This is a genomic window from Paracidovorax oryzae ATCC 19882 (assembly GCF_000687165.1).
Classification (GTDB): domain Bacteria; phylum Pseudomonadota; class Gammaproteobacteria; order Burkholderiales; family Burkholderiaceae_C; genus Paracidovorax; species Paracidovorax oryzae.
In genome coordinates, this window is the sequence record NZ_JMKU01000002.1 from 355,527 (window position 1) to 381,481 (window position 25,955).

Sequence of the window (25,955 nt, forward strand, 5' to 3'; positions counted from 1 at the left end):
TGACCCCTGCGCACCTTCCTCCGGCTCCCACGGAGTTCACCATGCTTCACCTGGGCCTGGGCTCGTTCCACCGGGCGCACCAGGCCGTCTATCTGCAGCGCCTCATCGAGTCGGGCGACGCGCGCTGGTCGCTCTCGGGCGCCAACATCCGGCCCGACATGCCCGACGTCATCGCCGCGCTGCAGGCGCAAGGCGGCCGCTACACGCTGGAGACGGTGTCGCCTGCCGGCGAAACCTTCTACGAGGAGATCGCAGCCATCCGTGAGGTGCTGCCCTGGAGCCCCACGCTCTCCGCCGTGGTCGCGCGTGGCGCTGCGCCCTCCACGCGCATCGTCTCCTTCACCGTGACCGAGGCGGGCTACTACCTCGATGCCCAGGGCCGGCTGGACCTGGGCTTCGCCGACCTCACGGCCGACATCGAGCGCGCCCGGCGCGGCGAGGTGAGCGGCGAGAACGGCACGCTCTACGGCGCCGTGGCCGCCATCCTGCGCGCGCGCCGCGCGGCCGGCGCGGGCCCGCTCACGCTGCTCAACTGCGACAACCTGCGCCACAACGGCGACCGCTTCCGCGCCGGCCTGCTCGAATTCATCGATCGTGCGGGCGATGCCGACCTGCTGGCCTGGGTGCAGGTTCATACCGCCTGCCCCAACGCCATGGTGGACCGCATCACGCCGCGCGCGCCGGCCGAGCTGCGCGCCCGCGTGCAGGCCGCCACCGGCCGCGATGACGCCGCCGCCATCACCGCCGAGCGCTTCATCCAGTGGGTGATCGAAGACCGCTTCGTGGCCGGCCGGCCCGAGTGGGAGCGCGTGGGCGTGGAGATGGTCGGTGACGTGCAGCCTTACGAAGAGGCCAAGATCCGCCTGCTCAACGCCACCCACAGCTGCATCGCCTGGGCCGGCACGCTGGTGGGCTACAGCTTCATCCACGAAGGCACGCACGACGCTGCCATCCGCCAGATGGCCTACGACTACGTGACCGACGACGCCATCCCCTGCCTGGGCCGCCCCGGCCAGCCCAGCCCGGTCGATCTGCCTGCCTACCGGGACGTGGTGCTCGATCGCTTCGGCAACCCCGCCATCCGCGACACCAACCAGCGCGTGGCCATGGACGGTTTCTCCAAGATTCCCGGCTTCATCGCGCCCACCGTGCGCGAGCGCCTGGCGGCCGGGCAGCCTATCGACAGCGTGGCCATGCTGCCCGCGCTCTTCCTCGCCTTCCTGCAGCGCTGGCACCAGGGCCGCCTGCCCTACGCCTATCAGGACCAGGGCATGGACGAGGCCGTGGCACACGCCATCTGCGAGGCGGCCGACCCGATCGCAGCGATGTGCGCCGACGTGGGCCTGTGGGGCGACACCGCAGGCGATCCGCGCCTCATCGACGCGATGCGGCGTGCCAGCGAGCGCGTTGCACGATTCATTCAATCCAGGAGCTGAACCACCATGACGACCACCCCCCGCCTGCAAGACCGCCACGTGCTGCTGACCGGAGCCGGCGGCGGCATCGGCCTGGCCGTGGCAGAGGCCTGCCTGGCCGAAGGCGCCCGGTGCAGCGTCGTCGATCGCGGCGCCGCCGTGCCCGCCGACGTGGCCGCGCTGCAGCAGCGCCACCCCGGGCGCCTGGCCTATATCGCGGCCGACATCACCGAGCCCGGCGCCATCGCCCGCCTGCTGGCCGAGGCCATCGCCGCCTCCGGCCCCGTCCACACGCTGTTCAACAACGCCGCGGTGTTCGACCTGGCGCCGTTGCTGGACAGCGACGAGGCCTCGTTCGACAGGCTGTTCGCCGTCAACGTCAAGGGCATGTTCTTCGTGATGCAGGCCGTGCTGCGCCACATGGTGGAGGCCGGCACGCAGGGTGCGTCGGTCATCAACATGGCCTCGCAGGCCGGCCGGCGCGGCGAGGCGCTGGTGTCGCACTACTGCGCCACCAAGGCTGCGGTCATCAGCTACACGCAGAGCGCGGCGCTCGCCATGGCGCCGCACGGCATCCGCGTCAACGGCATTGCACCCGGCGTGATCGACACGCCCATGTGGGCGCACGTGGATAGCCTCTTCGCCAGGGCCGAGGGGCTGCCCATCGGCGAGAAGAAGCGCCAGGTGGGCCTGGCCGTGCCGCTGGGCCGCATGGGCGACCCGCGCGACGTGGCCGGCGCCGCCGTGTTCCTCGCCAGCGACGAGGCCCGCTACATCACCGCCCAGACGCTCAACGTCGATGGCGGCAACGTCATGAGCTGACAAGCATGAACGCCACCGACTTCCATCTCTACATCGACAGCGCCGACATCGCGCAGATCGAAGCCTGCCTGCCGCACCCGGTCATCCACGGCGTGACCACCAACCCCACGCTGCTGCGGCGTGCCGGCGTGGCACGCGCCGGTGTGCCCGGGCTGCTGGCGCGCTGCATCGAGCGGGGCGCCCGGCAGGTGCAGGCGCAGGTCTATTCCGCCGACGCCGACGGTATGCTCGAGGACGCGCTGGAGTTGCTGCGCCACTTCGACAACGGGCAACTGGTGGTGAAGATCCCCGCCACGCGCCAGGGCCTGCAGGCCGGCGCACACCTCATCGCGCAGGGCGTGCCCGTCACCTGGACGGCCGTCTATGCGCTGGAGCAGGCGCACTTCGCGGCGCAGCTGGGCGCGGCCTATGCGGCGCCCTACCTGGGCCGCCTCAACGATTCCGGCGTGGACGGCCTGGCGCGCATCGCGCAGATGCAGGCCCTGGTGGCGCAGGCCCCGGCTCCGGCCGCACGCACGCGCACGCGCCTGCTGGTGGCCAGCGTGCGTTCGCGCGATGCCTATCTGTCGCTGCTGGAGCTGGGCGTGGGCGCCATCACCATCCCGCCGCAGCTCTTCGCCGAACTGATGGACCACCCCGCCACGCTGGAGGCCGAGCGCGGCTTCCTGGCCGACGCGGCGGCCTGCTGAACGGACGCACGATGAACGACACCGAGGAGCGACGCCGATGCGCATAGCCTTCATGGGCGAGGCCCTGATCGACTTCACATCCCAGGCCGGCGGCGACGGCGCCCTGCGCTTCGAGGGCCATGTGGGTGGCTCCCCGCTCAACGCGGCCATCGCCAGCGCGCGGCTGGGCCAGCCCACCGGCCTGCTCACGCAGCTGTCCACCGACCTCTTCGGCGAGCGCATCCTGGGCTACCTGCAGCGCAACGGGGTCGATACGCGCTTCGTGCCGCGCAGCGCGGCGCCGTCCACCCTGGCCTTTGTCGAGCGCACGCCGCAGACCAACCGCTACGCCTTCTATGCCGCGGGCAGCGCCGATGCGACCTGGGCTCCCGATCCGCTGCCTGAATTGCCGCCCGAATGCGCCTTCCTGCATTTCGGCTCCATCGCCATGCTGCAGCAGCCTGCCTCCGCACGCATCCTGGACATGGTGCGCGCCTCGGCCGGCCGCCGCGTGGTGGTGCTCGACCCCAACGTACGGCCCAGCCTGATCGGCGACATGGCGCACTACCGCGCGCAGGTGATGCAGTGGGCAGGCCTCTGCGATGTAGTCAAGCTCAGCGACGAGGATGCGGAATTGCTCGCGCCTGGCCTGCCGCCGGGCGCATTGGCGGCGGATTACCTGGCCGCCGGCGCCCACGCCGTGGTCGTCACCCAGGGGGCGGCCGGCGCCACGCTCTGGCGCGCGGGCCATGCCCCCCTGGCCGTGGGCGCGCCCCGCGTGCAGGTGGCGGACACCATCGGTGCGGGAGACACCTTCACCGCGGGGCTCTCGGTGGCGTTGCTGGCGCAGGGCGTCGAACGGCCCGCGCAACTGGCTGCACTGGGCGACGACGGCTGGCGCACGGCCATGCGTTTCGCCGCCACCGCCGCGGCGCTCAACTGCATGCGCGAAGGTGCCGATCCTCCCTCGCTCGCCGCCGTCCAGGGGCTGCTCGCTCGCGCGGACAATGTCCGTGAAACCCTCCCGGTCAGTGCCTCGAGCCCACGCACGCCATGACGACACCCCGCAAGCGCCCCGCTCCAAGGCAACGCCAGCCGGTGCTGGAGCGCGACATCGCGCGCTCGCCTTCGCTGGGCTACGAGACGCCCGAGGAGGCCGGCCTGGTGCGCTGCCTGGCACATGGGTTTCCGAGCCCGCTGGTGCGCTGGCATTTCCATGAAGACTACGAGCTCCACCTGATCACCGAGACCTCGGGCAAGGCTTTCATCGGCGACTGGATCGGGCCGTTCCAGCCCGGCCATCTCGTGCTGTGCGGTCCGCGCCTGCCGCACAACTGGATCTCGCTGGACGTCGCCGAGGGCGGGGCACCCGGCCGGGACCGGGTGATCCAGTTCTGCCACGAGCCCATCGAGCGCGCCGCCGCCGGCATCCCGGAGCTGCGCGAGGTCATGCCCCTGCTGGAGCGTGCGCGCCACGGCATCGAATTCTTCGGCATGTCGCAGAAGGCGCTGGCGCACTGGGACACCGTCAAGGCCGCGCGCGGCCTGCGGCGGCTGGGCCGGTTCTGCGAATTCCTCGCCGACCTGGCGGATTGCACCGACTACCGGCTACTGTCCAGCGTGCAGATGCAGGGCCAGCACGGAGCCGACGGCGACGCCCAGGTGGACCAGATCAACGGCATCGTGGATCGGATCACCCGCAACATCGCCGAGCCCATCTCCCTGCAGGAGGTGGCCATCGAGCTGGGCATGAGCGAAAGCCGCTTCAGCCGATTCTTCCGGCGTGCCACCGGCAACAGCTTCACCGACTTCGTGAACCGCGTGCGCATCAACAGCGCCTGCCACCTGCTGATGCAGACCGACCACTACGTGACCGACATCTGCCACCAGGTCGGCTTCAACAACGTGGCCAATTTCAACCGGCGCTTCCTGGAGATCAAGGGCATGACGCCCACCGAATTCCGCCGGCAGGCCGACACCCGATTCGGCGGCGCGCTGCAGAGCTGACATACACCCCGCACAAGGAAGCCTTTCGTGTACCTGGGCATCGATCTCGGAACCTCCGAACTCAAGGCGCTGCTGCTGGCCCCGGACCACCGCATCGTGGGCGTGGCGCGCGCGCAGCTCACCGTGCAGCGGCCGCAGCCGCTGTGGTCCGAGCAATCGCCGCAGCAGTGGTGGGACGCGCTGGAGTCCGTGATGCAGGCGCTGCGCAGCGTCCACCCGGCCGAACTGGCGGCGGTGCGCGCGCTGGGCCTGTCGGGACAGATGCATGGTGCCACACTGCTGGACGCGGCCGGCAAGGTACTGCGCCCGGCCATCCTGTGGAACGACGGCCGCAGCACCGCGCAGTGCGAGGCGCTCACGCGTGCCGTGCCCCATCTGGGCGAGATCAGCGGCAACCTGGCCATGCCCGGCTTCACCGCACCCAAGCTCCTCTGGGTGCGCGAGCACGAGCCCGATGTCTTCGACCGCACTGCCCGCGTGCTGTTGCCCAAGGACTGGCTGCGCTTCATGCTGAGCGGCGAGGCGGTGGGCGACATGTCGGACGCAGCCGGCACGCTGTGGCTCGACGTGGGCGCGCGTGACTGGTCCGATGAACTGCTGGCAGCGACCGGGCTCACCCGCACCCACATGCCGCGCCTGGTCGAAGGCAGTGACCCGTCGGCACGGCTCCTGCCCGAACTGGCCGCGCGCTGGGGCCTGGGCGGCAACGTCGTGATCGCCGGCGGGGCAGGGGACAACGCGGCCAGCGCCGTCGGCATGGGGCTGGTCGAGCCGGGGCAGGGCTTCGTCTCGCTGGGCACTTCGGGCGTGGTGTTCGTTTCCACCGACCGCTTCCTGCCCAATCCCGCACAGGCCATGCACGCGTTCTGCCATGCGCTGCCCGGCCGCTGGCACCAGATGTCGGTGATGCTGTCTGCCGCGAGTGCCGTGCAATGGGCTACCAGGACTTTCGGCTTCGCGAACGAGGCCGCGCTGCTCCAGGCCGCGGCCACCGTGGCGCAGCGCGACCACTGCCCGCTGTTCCTGCCCTATCTCTCTGGCGAGCGCTCGCCGCACAACCATGCCGGGGCGCAGGGCGTGCTGTTCGGACTCACACATGCGCATGGCCCCGCCGAGATCGCCTATGCGGTCGTCGAAGGGGTGGGTTTCGGACTGCGGGACGGCCTGGACACCTTGCGCCTGCCCGAAGGCATGCCGCCGCGCGAGATGGCGCTGGTCGGCGGCGGCGCGCGCAGCGCCTGGTGGGGGCAGTTGCTGGCCGACATCCTGCAGGTGCCGCTCACCCTCTACGAAGGCAGCGAAACCGGCGGCGCCCTGGGCGCTGCACGGCTGGCCTGGCTGGCCGATGGTGGCCGCGTGGCCGAGGTTTGCACACTGCCGCAGCCCCGCCAGCGCTTCGATCCCGCTGCAGCGGATGCGGCAGGGCATGCAGCACGCCATGCGCGCTTCCAGTCCCTCTACCGGGTGCTGCGCGATCAGTTCTGACCGAGGGCTCCGGCGCCATGCCGTGCCGTGCCGTGCCGGTGCCACGAAGCAGGGCCATGAAAAAAGGGCCGCTTGCGCGGCCCTTTCGTCAGGTGAGCGAGGCTCAGCCGGGCATTACATGCCCATGCCGCCCATGCCGCCCATGTCGGGCATCGCGGGAGCAGCCGCTTCGTCCTTCGGAGCCTCGGCCACCATGGCTTCGGTCGTCAGCAGCAGAGAAGCCACGGAAGCGGCGTTCTGCAGGGCCGTGCGGGTCACCTTCGTCGGGTCCAGAATACCCATTTCGAGCATGTCGCCGTACGTGTCGTTGGCGGCGTTGAAGCCATAGTTGCCCTTGCCGTGCAGCACGGCATTGACCACCACGGACGGCTCGCCACCGGCGTTGGCCACGATCTCGCGCAGGGGCGCTTCGATCGCCTTCAGGATCAGCTTGATGCCGGCGTCCTGATCGGGGTTGTCACCCTTGATCTCGCCAGCAGCCTGCTTGGCGCGCAGCAGGGCCACGCCGCCGCCGGCCACGATGCCTTCTTCCACGGCAGCGCGGGTGGCGTGCAGTGCGTCTTCCACGCGTGCCTTCTTTTCCTTCATCTCGACTTCGGTGGCAGCGCCGACCTTGATCACGGCCACGCCGCCGGCCAGCTTGGCCACGCGTTCCTGCAGCTTCTCGCGGTCGTAGTCGCTCGTGGCTTCCTCGATCTGGATGCGGATCTGCTTCACGCGGGCTTCGATGTCAGCTGCAGCGCCTGCGCCGTCGATGATGGTGGTGTTTTCCTTGCCCACTTCGATGCGCTTGGCCTGGCCCAGGTCGGCCAGGGTCACCTTCTCGAGCGTCAGGCCCACTTCCTCGGCGATTACCTTGCCGCCCGTCAGGATGGCGATGTCTTCCAGCATGGCCTTGCGGCGGTCGCCGAAGCCAGGCGCCTTCACGGCCACGACCTTCAGGATGCCGCGGATGGTGTTCACCACCAGGGTCGCCAGGGCTTCGCCCTCGACTTCCTCGGCGATGATCAGCAGCGGACGGCCGGCCTTGGCGACCTGCTCCAGCGTGGGCAGCAGGTCACGGATGTTGCTGATCTTCTTGTCGAACAGCAGCACGAAGGGGTTGTCCAGCAGGGCGGCCTGCTTTTCAGGGTTGTTGATGAAGTAGGGCGACAGGTAGCCGCGGTCGAACTGCATGCCTTCCACGACATCCAGCTCGTTGTCCAGGCTCTTGCCGTCTTCCACGGTGATCACGCCTTCCTTGCCGACCTTGTCCATGGCGTCGGCGATGATCTTGCCGATGGATTCGTCGGAGTTGGCGGAGATCGAACCCACCTGGGCGATTTCCTTGGAGGTCGTCGTGGCCTTGGAAGCCTTCTTCAGCTCGGCGACCAGGGCCGTCACGGCCTTGTCGATGCCGCGCTTGAGGTCCATCGGGTTCAGGCCGGCGGCCACGTACTTGGAGCCTTCGCGGACGATGGCCTGGGCCAGCACGGTGGCGGTGGTCGTACCGTCACCGGCGTTGTCGCTGGTCTTGGAAGCCACTTCCTTCACGAGCTGGGCGCCCATGTTCTGCAGCTTGTCCTTCAGTTCGATTTCCTTGGCCACGGACACGCCGTCCTTGGTCACGGTGGGGGCGCCGAAGGAGCGCTCGAGCACCACGTTGCGGCCCTTGGGGCCCAGGGTCACCTTGACGGCGTTGGCGAGGATGTTCACGCCTTCGACCATGCGAGCGCGGGCTTCGCCGCCGAAAACTACGTCTTTTGCTGCCATTTTGTTTCTCCGGATTCAGTCAACAGGAAGTTGGAAGAGGATGTGATCCGCGAAGCGATCACTTCTCGACGACTGCGAACAGGTCGTCTTCCTTCATGACCAGCAGTTCGTCGCCGTTGACCTTGACGGTCTGGCCCGAGTACTTGCCGAACAGGACGCGGTCGCCGACCTTGACGCTCAGCACGCTGAGTTCGCCCTTGTCGTTCTTCTTGCCAGGGCCCACGGCCAGGACTTCGCCTTGATCGGGCTTCTCGGCAGCGTTGTCGGGGATCACGATGCCGGAGGCGGTCGTGGTTTCGCTTTCAATGCGCTTGACGATCACGCGATCGTGCAGGGGGCGAAGGTTCATTTGCATCTCTCCTGGTTCAATAAGGATTGCGACATCGACAGGACGCCCGCGGAAGGCGGGCGTCGGGATCTTCAGCGGCCGTGTCCCACATGGCTGTTAGCACTCGTCCGCTTCGAGTGCTAATGATACGGGCATTTGCTGGCGTTTCAAGGGGGCGGGGGGTGGGAAGGCGTCGCCAGTGATCGATGCGCACCTGTATCGGGGTCTCCCCCTCTGGCTGCCTCCGAGAGGGGCATTTGCCTCCATGAATATTCTGACCAGCATGATCAAAACATCTTGCGCCACCTGGTGGTGCCCCTTGAGCGCGTATCGGAGGGCTGCGCACGCTGTCGTCGGTGTATGGGCCTTGCTCGATGCTGCTGGACTCCTGCGGGGTGGCGCAGGACAAAGAAGAGGGTGACCAGTTCGTTTGGCCGGTCGGTCATCGTCGCCAAGGCGGCGGCAGATGTGCCGCGGTGGTGAATGAAATGAATTCGGCGGGCCTGGTTGATTGGTCCTGTCTATGGTCAGGATTTCGCGTCAGCTCGGCAGCCTACAATGCGAGGTTTGCATGTGCACCGCGGCTTTGCGGGAGTCACTGCTTGAAGGAGGCCGCCAGCTGCTTTCCGGTAACGCCCGGAATTCTTGCGCAAGGCGCGAGGCCCTGCGTAACCCATTCCCTTAACGCAAAAAAGACAGTCACCAGAGGCAGCAGATCGATGGCATCTTTGCAAGCAACCACCGCACTGATGGGCATCGGATTGGCAGTGCTGATCCTCTACCTCATCCGCCGCGATCATCTCTACCTGATGCATGGCCTGTTCTGGGTCGCAGTGGCCTTCGCCGCAGCAGTGCTGGGGGCATGGCCCGGCCTGATCGACCGGTTGGCGCGTCTTCTCGGGATCAGCTATCCGCCCGCGCTTTTGCTGCTGCTCGCGAACATCGTTCTGGTCATCAAGGCGCTGCATTCGGACATGGTCAACACCCGCATCGAGCGGGATGTCCGCCGCCTGAACCAGCGCCTCGCGCTGCTTGAGGCCGATGCGGAGGGCTTTCGTGATCGCCTCCGTACCGACGTGCCCGACGCATGACCATGCCTGCTGTACCCCGATTGCTGCCAGTGGTGCTTTGTGGAGGCGTGGGCTCGCGTCTGTGGCCGCTCTCGCGTGAAACCTATCCCAAGCAGTTCCTCGCGTTGTCCGGTGAGCGGTCCATGCTCCAGGAAACCGTGCTGCGGTTGCAGGGGCCGTTGCCCGGCATGCGTGTGGCCGATGCTCCGATGCTGGTCTGCAACAGCGAACACCGTTTCATCGCTGCCGAGCAGCTGAAGGCGATAGGCATGGGCGGTGCGCAGATCCTACTGGAGCCTGTAGGCCGCAATACCGCACCGGCCTTGACCATCGCCGCTCTGCAGGCTATCGAAAACGACCGGTTCGACGACCCCGTGCTGCTGGCCATGCCCGCGGACCATGTGATTGCGAATGGAAAAGCCTTCCGGCTCGCCGTCCAGCGAGCCTTTCCGTTCGCGGCGGATGGCGGCATTGTCACCTTCGGCATCGTGCCTGATCATCCTGAAACAGGGTATGGCTACATCCGTTGCATACCGCTGGCGCATGGGGGAGCTTCAGGCGCGGACATGGCTGCCCAGGTGCACCGTGTTGCCGAGTTTGTCGAGAAGCCGGACGAAGAGACGGCGTCCGCGTATTTTGCCAGCGGCCAGTATTTGTGGAATGGCGGCCTTTTCATGGTGCGTGCATGCCAGTGGCTTGCGGCTGTGCGCGCATGCCGGCCCGACATCCTGCAGGCGTGCTCCGATGCCATGCGCGGTGCTGTGCGTGATCTGGATTTCATCCGGCCTGCTGAGCCGGCCTTCCAAGCGTGTCCCTCGGATTCCATCGATTACGCCGTGATGGAACGCCTGCCGTCCACGCCGCAGCTGGACATGCCCGCTTATGTCGTGCCTCTGGACGCGGACTGGTCCGACCTGGGGGCATGGGATGCGCTGTGGAAGGCACTCGAGCGCGATCCTGACGGCAACGCCGCCGTGGGCCACGTGGTGCAGCATGGCTGCCGCGACACATTGCTCTACGGATCGAGCCGGCTGGTCGCCGGGGTCGGTTTGGACCATGTCGTCGTGGTGGAGACACCCGATGCGGTGCTGGTGGCCGACAAAGGCCGTACGCAGGAAGTGAAGCATGTGGTGGGCCTGTTGGCACATGCAGGGAACGGCCTGGCCCAGCGCCACCGGAAGGTGCATCGGCCCTGGGGATGGTATGACGCCATTGACAGCGGAGCCCGGTTCCAGGTCAAGCGTATCGTCGTCAATCCAGGCGCGTGCCTCAGCCTGCAAATGCACCGGCACCGTGCGGAACACTGGGTGGTGGTCAGCGGCACGGCGGAGATCACCAATGGAGACGATACCTATGTGCTCGGCCCCAACCAATCCACTTACATTCCCGTGGGCAGGCCGCACCGGCTTGCCAACCCGGGGGACGCTCCGCTCGAAATCATCGAGGTCCAGTCGGGAGATTATCTCGGCGAGGATGACATCGTGCGATTCGATGACATGTATGGTCGCTCGTCCTCTGGAGCCGGCAATTGAACGCTGGCGCAGCCTGTTGAATTCTTGCTGAAGTAGATGATGAACCTGGAAAAAGCAAACATTGCCGTGATCGGCCTGGGCTACGTGGGCTTGCCACTGGCTGTTGAATTCGGAAAGCGGCGCCCCGTGCTGGGGTTTGACATCAACGCGGCGCGCATCGCGGAACTGCAGGGCGGCAAAGATGGCACTCTCGAAGTGACGCCCGAGGACCTGCGTGCTGCAACCCATCTTCGCTACAGCGCAGACCCGGAAGCCCTCAAGGATTGCGGAATTTTCATCGTGACCGTGCCGACGCCGGTGGACACTGCCAATCGGCCCGACATGACCCCGCTGGTCAAGGCCAGTGAGACGGTGGGCCGTGCCATGCCCCAGGGGGCCGTGGTGATCTATGAGTCCACCGTGTATCCCGGTGCGACGGAAGAGGTATGTGTTCCGGTTCTGGAGCGCTGCAGCGGCAAGACGTTCAACTCCGGTTTCTTCTGCGGCTACAGCCCCGAGCGCATCAATCCGGGCGACAAGATCAACACCCTGACCAAGATCCGGAAGATCACCAGTGGCAGCACCCCTGAAGTGGCGGATGCCGTGGACGCTCTCTACGCCGAGATCATCACTGCAGGCACTCACAAGGCGAGCAGCCTGAAGGTGGCCGAAGCCGCGAAGGTTATCGAAAACACTCAGCGCGACCTCAATATCGCCTTGGTGAACGAACTGTCGGTCATCTTCGATCGATTGGGAATCGATACGCTCGACGTGCTGGAGGCTGCCGGCAGCAAGTGGAATTTCCTGCCTTTCCGGCCGGGGCTCGTGGGTGGCCACTGCATTGGGGTGGACCCGTACTACCTGACCCACAAGGCCGAGGAAGTGGGCTACCACCCACAGGTCATCCTGGCCGGACGGCGCATCAACGACAACATGGCACGCTACGTGGCGCGAAACACCATCCGGCTGATGCTGCGCAACGGCATGGACGTTCCCCGATGCCGCATCGGTGTCCTGGGCATCACGTTCAAGGAGAACTGCCCTGACATCCGCAACAGCAAGGTTGTGGACATGGTGCGGGAGTTCGAATCCTGGGGCGCCAATGTGGTCGTCTGTGATCCATGGGCCAATGCGCAGGACGTGCAGCACGAATATGGCATCTCCCTGGGAAGCGTGTCCGCGCAGGAACCCGTCGATGCGCTGGTCGTTGCGGTGGGTCACCACCAGTTCCGCGAAGCCAGCCTTTCCGAACTGCGCGCCTTCTGTCGCGGCGACCGCCCCGTGCTGGCTGACGTCAAGAGCCTCCATGACCGCCACCAGGCCGTGGCATCCGGCTTCACCGTGTTCCGTCTGTGACTTCCCCGACTTCTGATCGCCCATGAAAAATTTTGCCCTCATCGGCGCTGCCGGCTACATCGCCCCCCGGCATATGCGCGCCATCAAGGACACAGGCCACCAACTTTCTGTGGCCTACGATATCAACGACTCGGTGGGCATCATCGACAGCATCTCCCCGCAGAGCGATTTCTTCACCGAATTCGAGCGCTTTCTGGAACATGCCTACCGGCTCAGGCGCGAGCCGGCCACGGCGCTCCACTACGTGTCCATCTGCTCTCCCAATTACCTACACCAGGCGCATATCGCCGCAGGTCTGCGCCTGGGCTGCGATGTGATCTGCGAAAAGCCACTGGTGCCCACGCCGGCCCAGATCGACGAACTTGCGCGCATCGAGAAAGAGACTGGCCAGCGCGTATTCAACATCCTGCAATTGCGGCATCACGAGGCCATTCTTCGTTTGAAGGAAAAGGTCGCTGCCGCTCCGAAGGATGCGAAGTTCGACGTGGAGCTCACTTACATCACCTCGCGCGGCAAGTGGTATCTGGAGAGCTGGAAGGGCGACCCCCGCAAGTCCTTCGGCGTTGCGACCAACATCGGTGTGCACTTCTTCGACATGCTGCATTTCATCTTCGGCAGGCTGCAGGACAACCGCCTTCACCTGAGCGAGGAAACCAAGGCCGCCGGATACCTCGAGTACGAGCGGGCGCGGGTACGCTGGTTCCTCTCCATCGATGCCAACGATCTGCCCGACGACGTCAAGGGCAAGAAGCCCACCTACCGCAACATCGACGTGAGCGGTGAAAAGCTGGAGTTTTCGGAAGGCTTTACTGATCTGCACACCACCAGCTACCAGGAGATCCTGGCAGGGCGGGGATATGGCCTGGAGGACGCCAGGCATTGCATCGAGACCGTGAACTCGATCAGAACGGCTCCTGTGATGCGTGATGGAGATGCTCTTCGGCATCCCTTCGTTCGTTGACGGCCGCGACGTGGCCGCCATTCCCGGCGGCTTTCCCCGACTCGCCTGAAAGCCTGGAATTACACCGTGACAGCCGAAGCTGAATTGACGATACATCCCACGGCCATCGTGGATCCCGGAGCGCAGATAGGCGCCGGAACGCGGATCTGGCACTGGGTACATATATGCAGTGGCGCTCGCATCGGCGAGCGCTGCTCTTTTGGCCAGAACGTTTTCGTGGGCAACGATGTCCAGATTGGCAACAACGTCAAAGTCCAGAACAACGTCAGCGTTTACGATGCGGTGACACTGGAAGACGACGTGTTCTGCGGTCCCAGTGCCGTATTCACCAACGTATACAACCCGCGCAGCGCGGTCCCCCGCAAGGATGCGTACCGCCGGACCGTCGTCCGCCGTGGCGCAACCCTGGGGGCCAACGCGACGATCGTATGCGGCGCCACCATAGGGGAATATGCCTTCATAGCTGCCGGTGCCGTCGTGAACCGTGACGTTCATCCCTACGCACTGATGGCTGGCGTCCCGGCCCGCCAGATCGGATGGATGAGCGAGATGGGCGAGCGCCTCGATTTACCCATGACTGGAAATGGCGAAGCCACATGTCCTGCCACGGGTGGCCGCTACCAGCTGCTGGATGGCCGGGTCCAACGTATTTGAACCGTATTCGACAGGGATGTCATGGAATTCACAGATCTGAAAGCGCAATACCGAGCGCTCAAGCCGGAAATCGACGAGGGCATCCGCAGGGTGCTGGACCATGGGCAGTACATCATGGGGCCGGAAGTCGCCGAACTGGAGGAGCGCCTGGCGGACTTCGTGGGGACGAAGCACTGCATCACTGCCAGCAACGGTACGGACACGCTCATGGTGGCCATGATGGCGTTGGGCATCGGGCCTGGAGATGAAGTCATCACCACCCCGTTCACTTTCGTTGCCACGGGGGAAATGATCGCCCTGCTCGGTGCTGTGCCGGTTTTCGTGGACATCGATCCGGAAACGTACAACATCGATCCGCAGCTCGTCGAAGATGCCATCACCTCGAAGACCCGCGCCATCATGCCCGTGAGCCTGTATGGCCAGTGCGCGGACATGGACGCCATCAACGAAATCGCAGCACGGCACGGGCTTGCAGTGATCGAGGACGCCGCGCAGTCGTTCGGCGCGACCTACAAAGGCCGCAGATCCTGTGGCTTGTCGACCATCGGTTCCACCAGCTTCTTTCCCAGCAAACCCCTGGGCTGCTATGGCGACGGAGGGGCCCTGTTCACCGACGACGACGCACTGGCCAAGGCAATGCGCGAGATCCGGGTACACGGCCAGGATCGCCGCTACCACCACCCGAGGCTCGGCATCAACGGCCGGCTCGATACGCTGCAGGCAGCCATCCTGCTGGCCAAGTTGGGGCGCTTCCCATGGGAGATCGGCCAGAGGCAGAAGGCCGCGGACATCTATACCGATCTGCTCAAAGTCCATTGTCCCGAAGTCGTTCGGCCACACATCAGCGAAAACGGTACCAGTGTCTATGCGCAATACAGCGTTCAGGTCGAAGACCGCGAAAGGGTCATTGCGTTCCTCAAGGCGCGCGGCATTCCAACGGCAGTCCACTACCCGGTGCCCTTGAATCATCAGCCAGCTTACAAGGACATCTGCAAGGGATATCACACGCCGAAGAGCAGTGAGGCGGCGAATCGCATCATGAGTCTGCCCATGAGTGCCGACATTACTGAGCAGGACCAGCGAGACGTCGTTGCTGCACTGGCAATGGCATTGGAAAAATGAAAAAAATTCTTACTGTAGTGGGTGCCCGCCCCCAATTCATCAAGGCGGCAGCCATATCGCGGGCCATATCCCAGCGCCATGCCAACCGTTTTGTGGAAGTCCTGGTCCATACGGGGCAACACTACGATGCGAACATGTCGCAGGTGTTTTTCGACGAACTGCAGATTCCGGCTCCCAAATACAATATGGAAGTGTCAGGCGGAGGGCATGGTGCCATGACCGGACGCATGATGGAGGGAGTCGAGAAGATCATCCAGGAAGAGCGTCCTGATTGGCTGCTCATCTACGGAGATACCAACTCCACCCTCGCTGGCGCACTCGCAGCCGCCAAGTTGCACATTCCTATCGCGCACGTCGAGGCCGGGCTCAGGTCTTTCAACATGCGGATGCCTGAGGAAATCAACCGCATCCTCTCGGACAGGGTTTCCAGCCTGCTTTTCTGTCCTACTGCAGCAGCAGTGGAGAACCTGAGGAAAGAAGGGCTGGAGAAAGGCGTCCATAACGTCGGCGATGTGATGTATGACGTTGCACTGTTCTACAGGGATATTGCGCTGCAGCGCAGCGGAGTATTGAATCGCCTTGGCGTCAAGGCTGGTGAATACGTCCTTGCCACTTGCCATCGTGCGGAAAATACGGATGATGCAGGGCGGATGTCCCAGATATTGGAAGCCTTGGGCAGGATCGCGGAGATCCGCCCGGTAGTGCTGCCTCTGCACCCCAGAACAAGAAATGCCATCCAGGGCTATGGACTGGGCAACCAGCTGAATAAGATCGTGGTCACAGACCCGTTGCCATTCCTCGACATCGTGGCGTTGGAGCAATGCGCCCGCACCATCGTTACCGACTCGGGCGGAGTACAGAAAGAGGCTTTCTTCTACGGTGTTCCTTGCGTCACCGTGCGGGACGAAACGGAATGGATCGAGACCGTCGATTCCGGATGGAACACGATCGCCGGCGCCGATGCCCGCAAGATATTGGAGGCCATGGATGCGGGCCGCCCTGCTGCCTCTAAACCCGAAGCTTACGGCAAGGGTGACGCGGCAGACCGTATTCTGGAAATCATGGGTGCTGACTGATGAATCTGATCCATCTCATCTGGGCGCACCGCTGGATCATCGCTGCAACCACTGTCGTCGACGTGAAGTCGAGGTTCAGAGGCACGGTCATCGGTATTCTCTGGACGGTGATCTATCCCATTTTGTTTCTCGGCATATATGCCGTGATCTACATCATGATATTTCACGTGCGTGCTGCTGGATACGGTACGGAAGAGTATGTGCTTCTGGTGTTCTGCGGACTCGTACCTTTCCTGGGCTTTTCCGAAGCGCTCGGGAATGGCGTGGGCTCCATCATTGCGAACAAGGGACTCATTAAGAACACGCTTTTTCCCATCGAATTGGTTCCAGTAAAGGCGGTTCTCTCGAGCAGCGTCACCATGGGCGTCGGCCTACTGCTCCTGATATCTGCCTTGTGGATATCAGGCGTTTGGCATGTGACCCAGCTTGCAGTACCACTGATACTGCTACTGCAACTCATGTTTTCGATAGGATTGATCTGGCTTCTGGCTGCTGTCAATGTTTTTATCCAGGACATAGGACAAATCGTTGCCATCTTCATCATGTTCCTGATGCTCGTTTCGCCGATTGCATATACGCATGAAATGATACCCAAGGAATTGATGCCTTTCATGTATCCCAATCCCTTATATTATCTGATCATGCTTTATCGGGATGCCCTCTACTTTGGTTCGATACGGATCGATATGCTTTTGATATTTTCAGCCATCAGCTTGATCATGTTCCTGGTAGGGGGGCATGTATTTTCCCGACTGAAGCCGCTTTTTGCTGACCATGTCTGATCTTGCTGTGTACTTGGATCGTGTGTCCAAGATGTACAAACTCTACCGGAATCCGAAATACAGGATGCTGGAGGCGTTGGGTATTCCTGTCGCGAAGTCCGCTTACGACGAGTTCTGGCCTCTGCGGGATATTTCGCTGCAAATCCGGAAAGGTGAGCGTGTCGGGTTGATCGGGAGAAATGGAGCTGGCAAGAGCACCATTCTCAAGTTGATTGCCAATCTGGTACAACCCACCGAGGGAACTGTCGCAGTCAAGGGAAAAATTCAGGCATTGATGGAACTGGGGACAGGGTTTCATCCGGAGTTCACCGGGCGCGAAAACGTTATTTCCGCACTTGCATACCAAGGTATAACCGGCCGGCGCGCCAGAGCGCTCCTGGACGATGTGCTGGATTTCTCGGAACTCGAAGATTTCATCGACAAGCCAATAAAAACCTACTCCGCGGGCATGTATTCGCGACTGGCATTTGCGGCGGCCACCGCGGTAAGCCCGGAAATCTTGATCATCGACGAAATCCTCGGTGCTGGCGATGCATATTTTGCGGGTAAGTCTGCGAGAAGAATGCGGGAACTGACCGTGGATGGCGCCACCGTGTTGTTCGTTTCGCACGACATGTCTGCAGTCCAGATGATCTGCGACCGGGCCGTATGGGTCGAGCGTGGACAGATCATTGCAGACGGGCATCCTATCGAGGTCGGCAAGAAATATGCCTCCTCCATCCGGAAGCAGGAAGAAATGCGACTGCGGGCGGTTAATCTCAAGTTGGGGAAGGGAGATACGAAGACCCTCGAAGCGAGAGAGCAATCCGATCGTACATGCACGTTGCGTTTCATCTCGGCCAGCGGCAGTGCACCAAAGCATCAGCCGGTGAGCTTCTACTTTGTGAACCTCTATCATGGAGGTGAACTGATAGAGGGCGTGAAAATAGGTGCATCTGCGGATGATGACAGGAACCAGCAGATACATCTGTTGACGGCCAAAGGATTCATGAACTGGAGCGAACCTTTGCGCATGCCCGATGGAACTCCCTATCGCCAGTTTGTCGATATGCAGGGAAAATATTTACATGCTCCGTTGAGCGTAGGTTTGCCACAAGGGATCGAGGGTGATTTCCATCTCGAGATATCACATTCAGGAAGTGGTAACGAGGAAATACTGCTGCAGATATTCAATGGTCATGAGTATGTGACTCTGGACCGGTTGACTCCACAAGCCGGAATTCAAAGAATTTCCTTGAGGCAAGCAGAAAAGGATGAGGAAGGCGGGTCCGCTGTGGAAGCTCTGCCGGATGCTGCGGCGCAGGTCCTGGCAGCAGAACCTGCGCAGGAAGACTTTTCATACGGCGACGGTGGCTTAAGCATCGAGGCCGTAGATTTCCATGATGCTGCCCAGGCATCGAGGCTGACCTATGAATTTGGCGAAGCGCTCCACGTGTCCATGCATTGGCGGTCCTCGCGGGCCGTACAGCGTATTGCATGCGTCATCTGCATATATGGCATGGATGGTCGTTGCATCAGCCAAGTTTTTTCCCCGCAGTTCTCCACAGATGCTGGAAAAACCGCAGGAGTGCTCTCCGCAGTATTTTCTCCGGTGATGATCGGAGCGGGAGAATATGTAGTGTCTGTCGGCCTTTTCGAGGATTTGGATGAGGGGTCGGTGATCCCTGGAAAACCTCTTTGCGTGCAGGATAGAAAATATCGCTTGAAGATTTTGAGCCCTGAGAGCATCAAGATGGAACGCGGTGTGGTCGTTCATCCTGTGGAATGGACTATTTGAGGATCATCATGCCTGACAGAGTCGATGTGCAATATTTTTCCCAGGCCAAGCTCTGGGGGCAGCCGGTACACGAACAGGTGATGGTTGCGAGGGATCTTGTCCGGCTCATTCCTGATGATGTGCATACCATTCTGGACGCAGGGTGTGGCAATGGAGCCGTGACCAACGATATTGCCAAATCCTGGAGCGTGGTGGGTTGCGACATCAGCGAGACGGCATTGAAAAATGTGGCGGCACCGGCAGTGGTTGCGGATTTGTGCAACCTCCCCTTTGCTGATGACAGTTTCGATCTGGTTTTGGCCAGCGATGTGATCGAGCATCTTCCCGATGAAATATATAAGCAGGCGCTCATGGAAATTTCCAGGGTGGCTGCCAAATATGTACTCATTGCCGTTCCGTATCGCGAGGTCCTGGAGGCGGCCTATGTCTCCTGCCCATCCTGCGGCCAGCGGTACCATGCGCATTTGCATCAACGGGTTTATGAAGAAGCCAGCCTGCATGGCCTGATGGGAACCCGGTTCCAGATCGAGAAAATGCTGCTTTCCGGTGAGCATTGGAAGTATGGCGCCTCCTCCTTGCCCGATGCCAGCTATTCTGTTGCTGGTTTGGATTATCCCTTCGAGAACGCCATCTGCCCATATTGCGGCACCAGGAGGGGGGGCAAGGCCTTTGGCAGGGGCGCCGAAAGCTTTAGAAGAAGAATCGAAGCATACCAGGCAATGTCGGTTGCATATGGATTCGAGCCAGTACCGCCTCGGAGCGAGATCATAGCGCTCTACACGAAAGCTGCTCGATCCCCCCAACCCATTGCTATAAATTCAGAAGAACCTTATGAAGATGGGTCGGGGATAGTCGAGCTCAATAGTATTCCTCGACTGAAGGATCCGGTTGGTTATCCAGTGTCCGTATATGAATTGGAGCCTGAGGGTTCGGAGCGCCTGTTGTTTTTGAAGAGGTCCCCCGAAAAATTGAAAATCCTGAAGGGATATTTATCGGGTGTGGACAGCTACTGCCCGGTCAATGAGGCCTACCACCAGTCCGAGATTTTGGAGGATGGGAGTTTCATGATCGCGGAAATTCCCTTCAATATGAGAGGCTTCCTTATCCGTTTTCTCGGCGCCTCAGATGATCTCGTGGTCGATCTGGAATACCGCAACTATACATCCAGGGATGAAATATTACACCTGTGCTTTCAGGCTTTGCCCGGTGCTTCTGCTCATGAGAATGCGCGCATCCAGCACTTGAACTCCATCATGGAGAGGCTGGAATCCACCCGCAGTGAATTGGAAAATAAATTGCAGATCAGGGACAAAAACTATGAAGAGCTACAGGAGAGATTTGAAAAGGTCAATGCATTGGCAAATAGTCTCGAAAGTGAACGTGTTCGATTGAACGAGCTTCTGGCTGAGAGGGACAGTTATCGAATTGCTCGTGAAGAAGAGCAGGCGAAAATACGGGCAGGTCAGCGAGAGCCTGATTAAAGGCCGATACCCCGGGGGAAATATGAAAATAAATTCAGTGTTGATCGTCTCGCACATGTATCCACGGGACTACCATCCTGCAGGGGGAATATTTGTCCACGAGCAGGTCAAGGCTTTGCGGGATGCGGGGGTGGATGCCCGGGTCATCACGGGCGAACCTTTCTGGATAAATACTTTTCATCCATTCAAGGTCATCTCCGCCTTGAGGGCTTGGTGGAGGATGGGGGGGTATGAGTGGGAGTTGCATAATGATGTGCCAGTCATAAAATTCCCATATATCGTCAGTTCCCGATTTTTGCCATTCCAGGCGCATTTCTTCACCTATCGTTTTGGCGCACTGCGATGTCTTGGAAAAATGAAAAGAGATTTTTCCTTTCAGATCATCCACGCTCACACCTCTTTTACTGATGGAAATGCCGGGGTTGCCATCTCGCGAAAATATAGGGTGCCGCTTGTCATCACGGAGCATACCGGCCCCTTCAAAGTGCTGACGCGTACTTCATTCCTGCGAAAAAAAACCCAGGCAGCAATAAATTCCGCCGGATGTCTTATAGCTGTGAGCAAATCCCTGTTCGAGGATATCAATAGACAGGTGCGGCTGAAGCATCCTGATAGAGCAATCGTGCTTCCCAATGTAGTGGACGTTCAAAGTTTCCCCCAGAAGAAAAGGAAGGCAGAAGGGAGCCGTATCAATGTAATTTGGGTGGGACATTTTGTTCCAGTAAAGCGCGTCGGCTTGTTGGTCAAGGCTTTTTGCGAGGCTGTCGCCCATGAGCCCAGACTGAAGCTAACTTTGGTGGGAACAGGCCCTTTGGAGGCGGAGCTCAAGGCGCTGGTCAATGAACTTCAAATAGCGGAGTATGTCAACTTTGCAGGCGCTGCGGACAGAAAGCAATTGCCCGGTTATTACGGAGGTTCGGATTTTCTTGTTATTTCAAGTGAATCCGAAACCTTTGGCGTGGTCGCTATTGAAGCAATGAGTTGTGGTGTTCCTGTTCTGAGCACGGATTGCGGCGGGCCGGCGGACATGATCGTTAACTCCGGCCTCGGATCTATCGTTGGTATGGGGCTGGATGACCTGCGTGATGGGCTGTTGAGTATGGCGAAGCGGTCCGAAAATTTTGATGCCCATTACATAAGGAAATATGCGGAAGAAAATTTCTCCGCTTCCGTGGTTGCTGACAGGATGTTGGAAATTTATAAGAAGCTGCAATAAGAAATTAAACTTCAAAAATTGCTCGAGCTGCGTTAGGAACCTGATGAATATTTTGATGACCACAGCCGATCACTTGATGATTGATCGCAGGATAATTCAGGAGGCGAAAACCCTCATTGCACATGGACATCATGTGACCTTGCTGGCAGGTTTTGAGTGCCAAAAAAGAGAGTCTTACATCCTCGAAGGCATCAGGGTCGAACGATTCGTCTACGACTGGTCGGATTCTCGCTTTCTCCGTATTGCCAGGAAATTGAAGCTGCGTCCAGGTAGTTTTCTGCATAACGCAGCCTGGAGGATTTTCAGAACCTGGTCATATCGGATGTCAAGCTTGAATAGCTTCGACCAGTATATTCTCGACCGGATGAGTGAGTACCAGGTGGACATAGTGCATGTCCATGACTACCCAATGTTGGCTGCTGGTGTAGCCCTTGCCAAGATGCGTGGCGTGAAGATCATATACGATGCTCACGAGTTGTATTATGCGCAAACCCAGTTGCCGGCAAACATACAAAAAAAATACAAGAAAAACGAGTCGCGCCTGATGAGGCACGTTGATGCAGCAATTACGGTCAACCCCTACATCGCAGATATCATAGCAAAGCGCTATTCCGTAAAAACGCCGTGGGTGATCATGAATGCGGCACCTCCCAGGGAGGTATCGCATGGCGACCTGCTGCGGATGAGATTCAATTTGCCTTCTTCCACACGTATTGTCGTGTATCAGGGGTGGATCTCTGATAATCGAGGAATAGATTGCATTGTTGAATCCGCGAAGTATTTTTCTGAAAATATTGTTTTGATCGTCATAGGCTATGGAGATTATGAGGCCACTCTCAGGAAACTGGTAGAGGATCATGATCTATCATCTCGGGTTTTTTTCTATGGTGGGGTTCCTTCCGACGAGCTCCATCCCCTGACGTGCGGGGCAGACTTGGGTATCATTCCCTATCACGGCGTTGATGAGAACAACTTTTTCTGCAGTCCCAACAAGCTCTTCGAATTCGCGGTGGCAAATATTCCTTTTGTTTGCAATGATTTGCCTTTTTTGGGGGATATTGTCAAGAAGTTTGGCAATGGTGTGATTTCTGACCTCCGAAGTCCGCAAGCTGCTGCCCAATCCATCAACCAGGTATTCGCTGATCCGGAAAAATTCTCCCGGCTGAAGGAGGGTGCCGAATTGGCAGGAGCGGAGTTGAACTGGGATGTGGAAGGCCGGAAGCTGATGGGTATATACGCTTCCTTATAAGGCGTGAGGGTTTAATATGTGCGGAATTTTTGGCCTGATTGGTTGGCCCAATCGAAGCGAGGCTGTGGAGCGTGTCTCCCGTGCCATGGATACCATGGTCCATCGCGGACCTGATGGAGACGGACTTTACGTCCAGGAAGAGGATGGGATCGTTTTTGGGCACCGACGGCTTGCAATTATCGATCCGGCCAACGGGAAACAGCCGATGACCACGTCGGATGGTAGATTCACGGTCGTTTTCAACGGGGCAATATACAATTACCTGGAACTCCGCCGAGAACTGGTGGCAAAGGGGCATTCCATTGTCTCTTACTCTGATACCGAAGTGCTGCTGGCCGCCTACAGGGAATGGGGTGAACAGTGCGTCGACCGTTTTCAAGGAATGTTTGCTTTCGCCATCTGGGACTTTTCTCGCCGAGAGGTGTTCTGTGCCCGGGATCGCGTAGGTATAAAGCCGTTCTACTATATCGATAGCGCTGAATTCTTCTCTTTCTCTTCGGAGATCAAGGCGTTTGTCGGAGCGGGATTGCTGGATGTTTCTTTGAACCAGTCCGCTCTGAAGGATTATCTTGCTTTTCAGTTCTGCCTTGGCGAAAAGACACTTTTTTCGGGCGTGAAGAAGCTCGAGCCTGGATTCTGCCTGAAGATCAGCAACTTGAACGGGCGCCGGGAGGTGGTCAAGAGGCAGTATTGGGATGTCAATTACGATATAGACCGGGACCACGACGAGTCGTGGTTCGTCGATCAACTTGCCGCCTTGATTGAGGATTCCACGCGGATGCATATTCGCTCCGATGTGCCTTTGGGAGCACATCTTTCCGGTGGTTTGGACTCGAGCACAGTGGTCTGTCTGGTCGCGAAGATGTTGCAGGGTGAGGGCCTTCACACTTTCACCGGTACGTTTCCCGATGGGCCACAGTATGACGAGACAGAGCATGCCAAGGCCGTTTCTGCTTTTGCGGGCACGAATTACCATGAAATATCCATCCAGGGAGCGGATTTTTCCACTCTGTTCCCCAAATTGATGTACTTCATGGATGAGCCCGCCGCTGGGCCGGGGCTCATTCCGCAGTACCATGTTTCGAAGCTGGCTTCCGAGCAGGTGAAAGTCGTGCTGGGCGGACAAGGTGGAGATGAACTCTTCATCGGATATGCCCGGTATCTGGTGGCTTATTTGGAGGCCTGCTTGCAAGGGGCAATCGATGAAAGCTTTCGTGACGGTCCGTATGCTGTCACCCTGGAATCCATCGTTCCCAACCTGCCGGTATTGAAGGCTTACAAGCCCATGCTGAGAAAGAATTGGTCGCAAGGTCTTTTCGGGCCGGCTGCGGAGCGTTATTTCCAGTTGATCGACCGTGCGGAAGAGTCCGTGGCGTTTTACTCCGCGGATGTCCTTGGTGGCCCCTACTCAGCTTTCACCGAGTTCGATGCCATTTTCAACCGGCCTGGTGTCGATTCGCTCATCAACAAGATGACCTATTTTGATCTCAAGGCATCCTTGCCAGCTTTGCTGCATGTCGAGGACAGGACGAGCATGTCTGCTTCGATCGAATCGCGGGTTCCCTTGCTCGATCACAGAATTGTCGAATTCATGGCAAAGATACCGCCTAACAAGAAATTCGCTGGAGGCCGGCTGAAGCATCTTTTCAAGTCGGCCACGAGAAGCATCGTTCCCCAGCGCATCATGCAGCGCAAGGATAAGATGGGATTCCCGACACCATTGAATAATTGGACGCAGGGTGTCGCCAAGGAATATGTCGATGACTTGATTTTTTCTAGAAGAACCAAGGAGCGCGGAATATTCGATGTCGGCCAGATCGCAACAGGCCAGGCCAAGCAGGGCGAATATGGTCGGGCGCTTTGGGGAATGATATGCCTGGAGCAGTGGCACCGCAGCTTCAAGGATGGTGATGCTTTCCGGTGATCGCAATCCCGGTAAGGTTTTGGTGCTTACTGCCGATCACGAAGTAGATCGCAGAATATTGCAGCAAATTTCCCTGTTGGAAAGTGCTGGCTGGCAGGTCAATTTGTATTCACCGCTGGGATCCAGTGTGGTGTGGCCTGCCGATGGGCAGGCTGTCAACTCTCGGCCATCGCCTCTGGAGGCGGGAAACAATCTATTCAAATTCACTTATCGAATCTTCCGCGGAATCTTGGGTGATCGAGGTGTGGCCGCGGTGATCAAGCGCTGCGTATGGAGAGTCCTTTCAGGTTCCTCACGGTTTCTTGATCGATTTCATTCGCTTCCGCTGCAGGAGTTGAAGCAGGCACCTCGGCCGCAGGTAGTCATCGCGCACGACTTGCCCATGCTCCCCATGGGCGCCAGGCTTGCAGAGCACTTTTCCTGCGCGCTGATCTACGATAGCCATGAATTCTTCCCTGGCCAGATCATGCCTTGGTGGGAGTCGCGCGCATGGAAGAATCTGGAGAAGAAGTACATTGGGCAGGCCGACGCCATCATCACGGTCAATGCATCCATTGCTGAAGTGATCGGCCGTCAATATGGAGTGGCCCCGGTACACGTCGTGCAGAATGTGGTGGATGCGCCACCCGGCCTTTTTTCATCCGAGAAGATGTTGCGGGCCTCCCTTGGGATGGGGCAGAAGGAAAGAATTGTCCTTTATCAAGGTGGCCTGTCCGCTGGGCGAAATCTGCGAGCGATCGTGCTAGCCATGAAGAGTGTAAGGAATGAATCGATTCGCTTGGTCTTTCTCGGGGATGGCGAGGAGTTCGATGATTTGAAAGATCTTGTCCAAGCCGAACGGTTGGATCAGAGGGTCATTTTTCATCCTCGAGTCGATCAGGGTTCTCTTCCTTTTTATACATCTGATGCTGATATAGGGATCATTCCGTATGTCGCCAACTGCCTGAACAACAGGTTGTGCACTCCCAACAAGCTGTATGAATTCATGGCTTTCGGAATTCCTGTTCTCGGGACCGATCTTGTCGAGGTACGTAGAATTCTGGATGCGTATGAATGCGGGTGTGTCGTCGATATGGCACAACCTGAAAGGATCGGCGCCGCGATGGATGCCATTTTTTCAGAGCCGAGCGTGCTGGACGCATGGAAGGTGAATGTCAGAGTGGCGGGGCAGGAGTTGTCCTGGCAACGCGAAGGGGTTCGATGGCTGGAGATCTTCGGTTCGGCAGTCAGTGACATGAGAATGAGGAGCAGCAAGACGGCAAGGCGTGCTTCATGAATGAGTCACGGCTTTTACTATGC

Annotated in this window: 22 protein-coding genes; 20 read left to right on the forward strand and 2 right to left on the reverse strand. The window is 60.0% G+C overall.

Annotation, left to right across the window (positions count from 1 at the left end):
• Nucleotides 1–41: 41 nt before the first annotated feature.
• The 6 genes from dalD to xylB are packed head-to-tail and all read left to right on the forward strand — an operon-like array spanning nt 42 to nt 6,397.
• Entirely contained in the window at nt 42–1,436 is a 1,395-nt protein-coding gene (dalD, locus tag T336_RS0103355; RefSeq protein ID WP_026431486.1) for a D-arabinitol 4-dehydrogenase, read from the forward strand.
• Nucleotides 1,437–1,442: 6 nt separating this feature from the next.
• Nucleotides 1,443–2,237 carry an L-iditol 2-dehydrogenase gene (locus T336_RS0103360; protein ID WP_026431487.1) on the forward strand — a complete coding sequence of 265 codons (795 nt, stop codon included), beginning with the start codon at nt 1,443–1,445 and terminating at the stop codon, nt 2,235–2,237.
• Nucleotides 2,238–2,242: 5 nt separating this feature from the next.
• Entirely contained in the window at nt 2,243–2,926 is a 684-nt protein-coding gene (locus T336_RS0103365) for a transaldolase family protein (RefSeq protein WP_019702564.1), read from the forward strand.
• A gap of 37 nt (nt 2,927–2,963) precedes the next feature.
• Complete coding sequence (locus tag T336_RS0103370) at nt 2,964–3,962, forward strand: carbohydrate kinase family protein (RefSeq protein WP_026431488.1); 999 nt, start codon at nt 2,964–2,966, stop codon at nt 3,960–3,962.
• Nucleotides 3,959–4,912 carry an AraC family transcriptional regulator gene (locus T336_RS0103375; RefSeq protein WP_026431489.1) on the forward strand — a complete coding sequence of 318 codons (954 nt, stop codon included), beginning with the start codon at nt 3,959–3,961 and terminating at the stop codon, nt 4,910–4,912. The genes T336_RS0103370 and T336_RS0103375 overlap by 4 nt, the downstream gene beginning before the upstream one ends.
• A gap of 27 nt (nt 4,913–4,939) precedes the next feature.
• Nucleotides 4,940–6,397 (forward strand): xylulokinase, encoded by a 1,458-nt coding sequence (gene xylB / locus T336_RS0103380; RefSeq protein WP_026431490.1) that lies wholly within the window; start codon nt 4,940–4,942, stop codon nt 6,395–6,397.
• 114 nt (nt 6,398–6,511) lie between these two features.
• On the opposite strand, the gene groL is transcribed toward xylB, so the two are convergent.
• Together groL and T336_RS0103390 are read right to left on the reverse strand one after the other, a co-directional pair.
• Nucleotides 6,512–8,149 carry a chaperonin GroEL gene (gene groL / locus T336_RS0103385; protein WP_013593380.1) on the reverse strand — a complete coding sequence of 546 codons (1,638 nt, stop codon included), beginning with the start codon at nt 8,147–8,149 and terminating at the stop codon, nt 6,512–6,514.
• A gap of 58 nt (nt 8,150–8,207) precedes the next feature.
• Nucleotides 8,208–8,498 carry a co-chaperone GroES gene (locus tag T336_RS0103390; RefSeq protein ID WP_013593381.1) on the reverse strand — a complete coding sequence of 97 codons (291 nt, stop codon included), beginning with the start codon at nt 8,496–8,498 and terminating at the stop codon, nt 8,208–8,210.
• 698 nt (nt 8,499–9,196) lie between these two features.
• On the opposite strand from T336_RS0103390, the gene T336_RS0103395 reads away from it, so the two are divergent.
• The 14 genes from T336_RS0103395 to T336_RS0103450 all read left to right on the forward strand — a co-directional run bounded on the left by T336_RS0103395 (nt 9,197) and on the right by T336_RS0103450 (nt 25,932).
• Entirely contained in the window at nt 9,197–9,568 is a 372-nt protein-coding gene (locus T336_RS0103395; RefSeq protein ID WP_026431491.1) for a DUF2304 domain-containing protein, read from the forward strand.
• The gene (locus tag T336_RS0103400; protein WP_026431492.1) at nt 9,565–11,079 is read left to right on the forward strand and encodes a mannose-1-phosphate guanylyltransferase/mannose-6-phosphate isomerase; all 1,515 of its coding nucleotides are present in this window, start codon (nt 9,565–9,567) and stop codon (nt 11,077–11,079) included. The genes T336_RS0103395 and T336_RS0103400 overlap by 4 nt, the downstream gene beginning before the upstream one ends.
• A gap of 39 nt (nt 11,080–11,118) precedes the next feature.
• Nucleotides 11,119–12,414: a nucleotide sugar dehydrogenase gene (locus T336_RS0103405; RefSeq protein ID WP_026431493.1), complete on the forward strand. Its 1,296-nt coding sequence runs from the start codon at nt 11,119–11,121 to the stop codon at nt 12,412–12,414.
• A 22-nt stretch (nt 12,415–12,436) separates the two neighbouring features.
• A complete protein-coding gene (locus T336_RS0103410; RefSeq protein ID WP_026431494.1) occupies nt 12,437–13,375 on the forward strand; it encodes a Gfo/Idh/MocA family oxidoreductase in 939 nt (312 codons plus the stop codon).
• An 84-nt stretch (nt 13,376–13,459) separates the two neighbouring features.
• Entirely contained in the window at nt 13,460–14,029 is a 570-nt protein-coding gene (locus T336_RS0103415) for an acyltransferase (RefSeq protein ID WP_011794107.1), read from the forward strand.
• A 21-nt stretch (nt 14,030–14,050) separates the two neighbouring features.
• A complete protein-coding gene (locus T336_RS0103420) occupies nt 14,051–15,151 on the forward strand; it encodes a DegT/DnrJ/EryC1/StrS family aminotransferase (protein WP_026431495.1) in 1,101 nt (366 codons plus the stop codon).
• Complete coding sequence (gene wecB, locus T336_RS0103425) at nt 15,148–16,227, forward strand: non-hydrolyzing UDP-N-acetylglucosamine 2-epimerase (RefSeq protein ID WP_026431496.1); 1,080 nt, start codon at nt 15,148–15,150, stop codon at nt 16,225–16,227. Before T336_RS0103420 ends, wecB begins: the two co-directional genes overlap by 4 nt.
• A complete protein-coding gene (locus T336_RS0103430; RefSeq protein ID WP_026431497.1) occupies nt 16,227–17,009 on the forward strand; it encodes an ABC transporter permease in 783 nt (260 codons plus the stop codon). Before wecB ends, T336_RS0103430 begins: the two co-directional genes overlap by 1 nt.
• Nucleotides 17,010–17,040: 31 nt before the next feature.
• Complete coding sequence (locus T336_RS25890) at nt 17,041–18,786, forward strand: ABC transporter ATP-binding protein (protein WP_209435936.1); 1,746 nt, start codon at nt 17,041–17,043, stop codon at nt 18,784–18,786.
• A gap of 8 nt (nt 18,787–18,794) precedes the next feature.
• Nucleotides 18,795–20,267 (forward strand): class I SAM-dependent methyltransferase, encoded by a 1,473-nt coding sequence (locus T336_RS25895; RefSeq protein ID WP_156957781.1) that lies wholly within the window; start codon nt 18,795–18,797, stop codon nt 20,265–20,267.
• Nucleotides 20,218–21,483, forward strand: coding sequence for a glycosyltransferase (locus T336_RS25900; protein WP_156957782.1), 1,266 nt, complete (start codon nt 20,218–20,220; stop codon nt 21,481–21,483). The genes T336_RS25895 and T336_RS25900 overlap by 50 nt, the downstream gene beginning before the upstream one ends.
• A 55-nt stretch (nt 21,484–21,538) precedes the next feature.
• Complete coding sequence (locus T336_RS25905) at nt 21,539–22,732, forward strand: glycosyltransferase (protein WP_167333634.1); 1,194 nt, start codon at nt 21,539–21,541, stop codon at nt 22,730–22,732.
• Between the two features lie 16 nt (nt 22,733–22,748).
• Complete coding sequence (asnB, locus tag T336_RS0103445; protein WP_026431500.1) at nt 22,749–24,656, forward strand: asparagine synthase (glutamine-hydrolyzing); 1,908 nt, start codon at nt 22,749–22,751, stop codon at nt 24,654–24,656.
• Nucleotides 24,637–25,932, forward strand: coding sequence for a glycosyltransferase (locus tag T336_RS0103450; protein WP_084151361.1), 1,296 nt, complete (start codon nt 24,637–24,639; stop codon nt 25,930–25,932). The genes asnB and T336_RS0103450 overlap by 20 nt, the downstream gene beginning before the upstream one ends.
• Nucleotides 25,933–25,955: the final 23 nt, after the last annotated feature.